Origin of the sequence: Alcanivorax sp., assembly GCF_014762765.1 — a bacterium.
Classification (GTDB): domain Bacteria; phylum Pseudomonadota; class Gammaproteobacteria; order Pseudomonadales; family Alcanivoracaceae; genus Alcanivorax.
The window spans coordinates 16192-21473 of record NZ_JABURH010000106.1 but is presented as its reverse complement, the minus strand read 5'-3'; the positions used below and the strand labels follow the sequence as shown (position 1 = coordinate 21473).

General features: G+C 59.7%; 5 protein-coding genes. 4 read left to right on the top strand and 1 reads right to left on the bottom strand.

All coding sequences use genetic code 11. The annotated features are described in order from the left end of the window. The first annotated feature begins 62 nt into the window (after positions 1–62). Complete coding sequence (locus tag HUJ17_RS06380) at positions 63–395, top strand: MGMT family protein (protein ID WP_290509901.1); 333 nt, start codon at positions 63–65, stop codon at positions 393–395. Here HUJ17_RS06380 and HUJ17_RS06375 read toward each other — a convergent pair. Next, positions 352–1692: an MFS transporter gene (locus tag HUJ17_RS06375; RefSeq protein ID WP_290509900.1), complete on the bottom strand. Its 1341-nt coding sequence runs from the start codon at positions 1690–1692 to the stop codon at positions 352–354. The genes HUJ17_RS06380 and HUJ17_RS06375 overlap by 44 nt on opposite strands. A 157-nt stretch (positions 1693–1849) precedes the next feature. Between HUJ17_RS06375 and HUJ17_RS06370 the strand changes: the two genes are divergently transcribed. From HUJ17_RS06370 to HUJ17_RS06360, 3 genes are all read left to right on the top strand, one after another. Next, positions 1850–2800, top strand: a complete 951-nt coding sequence (locus HUJ17_RS06370; RefSeq protein ID WP_290509899.1) for a response regulator — start codon at positions 1850–1852, stop codon at positions 2798–2800. A 247-nt stretch (positions 2801–3047) separates the two neighbouring features. Then, positions 3048–3926 carry a 2-dehydropantoate 2-reductase gene (locus HUJ17_RS06365; RefSeq protein ID WP_290509898.1) on the top strand — a complete coding sequence of 293 codons (879 nt, stop codon included), beginning with the start codon at positions 3048–3050 and terminating at the stop codon, positions 3924–3926. A 208-nt stretch (positions 3927–4134) separates the two neighbouring features. Further along, positions 4135–5282, top strand: a 1148-nt coding sequence (locus HUJ17_RS06360) for a TonB-dependent receptor plug domain-containing protein (protein ID WP_290509897.1), incomplete at its 3' end; no start/stop codon positions are given.

Below are 5282 nucleotides of genomic sequence, written 5' to 3'. Positions count from 1 at the left end.
GCCCTTTTGTCTTCTTTCATGTTTTCCTTGTAGCTTGAAACTTGTGGCTTGAAGCTGCCTTTATGGACCCTTCTTTCCGAGACGCCGTCTACCAGATCGTTGCCGCCATCCCGCCCGGGGCGGTGAGCAGCTATGGTGCCGTGGCGCGGCAAGCCGGGTTTCCCCGCCATGCCCGTTTTGTGGGTCGGCTGATGAGCCAGTTGCCCAAGGACACCCGCCTGCCTTGGCACCGGGTGTTGCGCGGCGACGGGCGGATTGCCCTGGCGGGTGCGCCAGCGGGCGAGATACAGATTCAGCGGCTTAGCGATGAAGGCGTGACGGTAATGAGGAACAAGGTCCCCCGCCGCTACTTCACAGACTGGAGCCAGCCTCTTCCCGGACCGCCGCCTGCCTGAGTTTTTTCTTGCGGCGCATCATCATCATGACCAGCACGATGGCGGGAATGCCCATCACCGCAGCATAGTTGAAGAACACGGTATAGCCGGCGCCCTTGACCACCTCCCCGGAAAACCCGCCGATAAACTTGCCGGGCAACGTCATCAGTGAGCTGAACAGGGCGTACTGGGTGGCACTGAAAGCCCGGTTGGTAAGGCTGGACATGAACGCAATCAGCGCCACATTGGCAAAACCGCCGCTCAGGTTATCGGCACTGATCACCGCAGCCAGCCACGCCAGGGAAAACCAGCGCACGGCTTCCGGCTCGCCCACCAGCGGACTTACCGGGGTGTAGGTGGCCATTACTGCAAACAGCAGGTTGGTCAGCATCACCGCTACCGCTCCCACCAGCAGCGGCCGCAGCAACCCGAAACGGGAGACAGCCAAGCCACCAATTACCGACCCGGCAATGGTCATGAAGAACCCGAAAAACTTGGCCACGGTGGCGATTTCGTTCTTGGTATAACCGATATCCAGATAGAACGGGTTGGCCATGACGCCCATGGTGATATCGCTGATCCGATACACCGCCACCAGCGCCAGCAGCATCAACGCATATTGGCCATAGCGACCGAAAAAATCCGCAAAGGGACGCACCAGCGCATTGTTGATCCACTGGGCTGGGCTCTTGCCAAAATCATCCCGAGGCGGCGTGTCCGGTTCGTCGACGATAAAGGTAGTGATGAGCCCCACTCCCATCAGCACGGCCATGACCAGATACGCCGTTCCCCAGCTATCCATATCGGCAATGTAGAAAGACCCGGCACCAGCCATCAGCATTGCGACTCGGTAACCAAAGATATAGGTGGCCGCCATGGCCCCCTGAAATTCATCGGCGGCGGAATCGATCCGGTAGGCATCGATACAGATGTCCTGTGTGGCAGAGAAAAAGGCTACCAGCAAGGCCAGCTGGGCAAACAGGGCCAGATTACCCACCGGCTGGGTGGTCCCCATCAGCAATAATGAAACCGCAATGCCGATCTGCGCCACCACCAACCAGCTTCGTCGCTGACCCAGCCAACGGGTCAGCAGGGGTAATTTCAGGCGGTCCACCACCGGCGCCCAGAACACCTTGATGGAAAACATGATCCCCACCCAGCTGAAATAGCCAATGGAGGCCCGGTCTACATCCACATCCGCCAGCCAGGCTGACAGGGTGGAAAACACCAGCAGAAATGGCAGTCCGGCGGAAAAACCGAGGAAAAGCATTACCAGCACCCGCGGGTGGCGGTAAAGCTGCCAGGCATTCATCGACATGCTAGCGCTCCCCGGCCGAATGACAGATAGAGCAGAGGACAGAAACCAAAAAACAAGGAAGTACAAAAATCAGCATATCGTGTACAATTTTCCATCAAATAAGAAACCCGCTATAGTCGAGCGAGATTCTCGACATAACAACAATAAGAACACACGGATGAGTCACTCGGAACTCGATATTCTGGTTGTGGATGATGCCCGCTTCTCGGCGGCGGTGGTCAACCGTACCCTCGCCTCTGCCGGTTACACCCGCATTCGCCACGCCCACAGCGCCCACGACGCCTTGGGTCAATTGACCGAGCAGCCCGCCGATCTGGTTGTCGCAGACTGGCTGATGCCCGGCATGGACGGCCTGGAGCTGACCCGCCGTATTCGTCAAAGCGATGAAGCCAGCAATCGCTATACCTATGTGCTGCTGCTCACCGCTCGCGAAGGGGTGGATGCCCTGCAGCAGGCCTTTGATCAGGGCGTGGACGACTTTGTCTCCAAATCCGCCATGACCGAGCAACTGCATCACCGTGTCATGGCCGCGGACCGGATCATCCAGCGTCACAATCGGGTGCAGACCGACTACCAGCGCATGCTGACCGTGAACCGTCAGCTCAAACGTCACGCCCTGATCGATCCGCTTACCGGTTTCGGCAATCGCCAGGATGCCCTGCGCGCGTTGCAGAATACCCTGAAGCAGGCGGAAAAACGCGGCGGCGCGGCCTGTCTGTTAATGCTGCGCCTGGAAGACTTCGAGGCACTGCGTGCCCAGCGCGGCGACAAGGTGATGCAGCAGGGGGTATTGGCGTTCAGCCGACGCCTGCGCCAATCGGTGCGCCCCATGGATCATCTGTGTCGGTTACAGACCGACCAATTTGCTCTGATCACCTGGCAGCCCCAGCTGAGCCACTGCGACCCCACCGGTTTCCGGCGACTTTATGAAGGCCTCAACCATCGAGCCTACCAAACCGCCGCCGGCTTCCTGAGCCTGCAGGTGAGCATGGCAATCGCCGCCTCCGAAGGCAACAGCAGTGCCGAGCAGATGTTCGAGCAGGCCCTGGCAGAGCTGGATCAGTCCCTCAGCGAACGGCGTATCGTATCGGCCACTGCCAATACGTGAAGATAACGCCACCCCATGCTATAGGAGCGTCGCTGGCGGCACGATAATCCCATCCAGTTGCGAAATACGAGTTACGAGTAGCGAAGACCTGGCTTTCCCAGCTCCAGAGCTTTGATGTTCCAAACTCGCGTCTCGCAACTCGACCCTGGCAGCGTCCGTCATTGCTTCGCACCCACAAGAATACCCCGTTAACTCTGTGCTCTCTGTGTCCGCTGTGGTAAAAATCAATTTTTTACCTTTGGACAACATGCCAAACACTCTCCCCCACTGGTTTTTGCTAGGTGCCGGCAATATGGGCACGCTGGCGGCCTGGTATCTGACCCGGTCCGGGCATGGCGTTACAGTGATTCGCCACGCCTCCCCGGCACCACTGGAAAAGACCCTCTGGCTGCCGGACGGACGTCAGCAGGCATTGTCGTTGCCGGTGCTGGACCCTGCTGCCCTGCCCGACCATATCGATAATTTGCTGGTGGCAGTCAAAACCCCCTATACCCGCCAAGCGATGGCGGCCGTGACTGACCATCTTGATGCAGGGTCCCGGGTACTGCGTTTCCAGAACGGCATCGGTGCCCTGGACGGTTTATTACCAACGGGCTGCCAGCTCATAGAGGCCGTTACCACCAGCGCCGTCAAAGGTCAGCACCCGGACCACACGGTAGTGGCAGAAAATGCCACCTGGCTGGGAGGCAGCACCACCCCGCCAGCCTGGTTTGTCTCGCTGACCGAATACTGGCCGGACCTGCACTGGGAAGACGATATCCGCCCACGCCAGTGGCACAAACTGGTGGCAAATGCGGTGATCAATCCTTTGACCGCCCTTCACGACGTGCCCAATGGCCAGATTAGCGACAACCCAATCTTGCGAGAACAGGCCACACAGCTCTGCGAGGAAGCGGATCAGGTGTTGCAACAGCTGGACCCGGCATGGCCCGGCCACTCCCTGGACAATGTGCTCACCGTAGCTCGAGCTACCGCAGGCAACACCTCTTCCATGCGCGCGGACCGGCAACGGGGGGCACAAACGGAAATCGATGCCATCAATGGCTGGCTGGTGAAGCAGGCGGACCGGCTGGGGCTGGCCGTCCCCGCCAACAGGAAGATGGTTTCGGCACTGACATTGCTATAGAGCAACCAGGTACGAGCAGCGAGAACCTGCCTTTGCCAGCATCATGGTTCGCCGCAGATGAGCCGTTTCACGCAACGCAAATCTGAGCCATTGTCGATATCCGCCCTGCACAAACGCCTCTTCGCCGACGCTTTTACCCGCCAGCACTGGAATTAAACGCCGTTTTTCGCCATCGTAGCGGGCACTTATCCGGATTCGTGGAATACCGATGCAACCTCGACACCTTCTCTCAGTCGGCCTGATTGCCATCAGCGGCCTGACCCTGGCCGATAACGAACTCAAGGCAGTGAAAGTCAGCGGCGCCAGCCACCCCAGTCTGGCCGGGGAGCTGCCCACCGGCACCCTGACCCTGGACCGGGAAACCCTGGCCAGCATGCCCGCCAGCAACCTGTCAGAGGTACTGGATACGGTGGGAGGTCTGCAGGCCAGCCAGCTCTATGGCATCAACGGCAGTGAGGCCAGCCTGGATCTATTGGGCTTCGGCGCCGGCGCTAACCAGAACACGCTGATCCTGCTTAATGGTCGCCGCCTTTCTAACATCGATCTGGCCAGCCCTTCACTCAGCGGCATTCCCCTGGCCGCCATCGAACGTATCGAGATTCTCCCCGGCGCTGGCGCTGCGCTGTATGGCAATGGTGCCGTAGGCGGGGTGATCAATATCGTTACCCGCCGCCGCTATGAAAACAGTGCCGGACTGGAAGTCAACGGCGGCAGCTACGGCACCCTGGGCGGCAGCGGCTACGCCACCGGCCACCAGGGTGGCCTGAGCGGCGCCGTGGCCATGAGCACCCTGGACAGCGACGGTTACCGGGACAATAACGAGGTGCGCAACCACAGCGCTTTTGCCGATGTGCGTTATCAACAGGACGGCATCGAGGCCTATTTCACCGCCAGCGGCGAAGACCAGGAGCTGGGCCTGCCCGGCGGTCGCACCGATGCACAATTTCGCAACGACCCGCAGGGAACCGACACGCCCTTCGATGATGCCGAACAGGACAACTACTGGCTGATGCCGGGCCTGCGCATCGCCTTGCGCGGCAACACTGCGCTGACTCTGGAAGCCAGCAAACGTCGGCAGAAACAAACGTTTGAATTCGTCTCCAGCGGCAGCTTCGGCGAAACAGTGGTGGAGAGCGTCAGCGTCACCCCCAAACTGGAAGGCCAGCACACTACCGGTAGCGCAGTGCACAACTGGACCCTGGGCCTGGACCTGCACGAATACGATTACGACAGTCAAACCAGTTTCGGCAACCGGGAACTGGAGCAAAGTCAGCGGGCCTGGTATCTGCACAATCTGGTCAGCCTGACCCCGAAACTGTCTCTCAGCGCTGGTGCCCGCAAGCTGGAAAGCACCCT

Coding starts and splice junctions, on each gene's coding strand:
- HUJ17_RS06375 (WP_290509900.1), bottom strand. CDS start 1,692: ATGTCGATGAATGCCTGGCAGCTTTACCGCCACCCGCGGGTGCTGGTA.
- HUJ17_RS06380 (WP_290509901.1), top strand. CDS start 63: ATGGACCCTTCTTTCCGAGACGCCGTCTACCAGATCGTTGCCGCCATC.
- HUJ17_RS06365 (WP_290509898.1), top strand. CDS start 3,048: ATGCCAAACACTCTCCCCCACTGGTTTTTGCTAGGTGCCGGCAATATG.
- HUJ17_RS06370 (WP_290509899.1), top strand. CDS start 1,850: ATGAGTCACTCGGAACTCGATATTCTGGTTGTGGATGATGCCCGCTTC.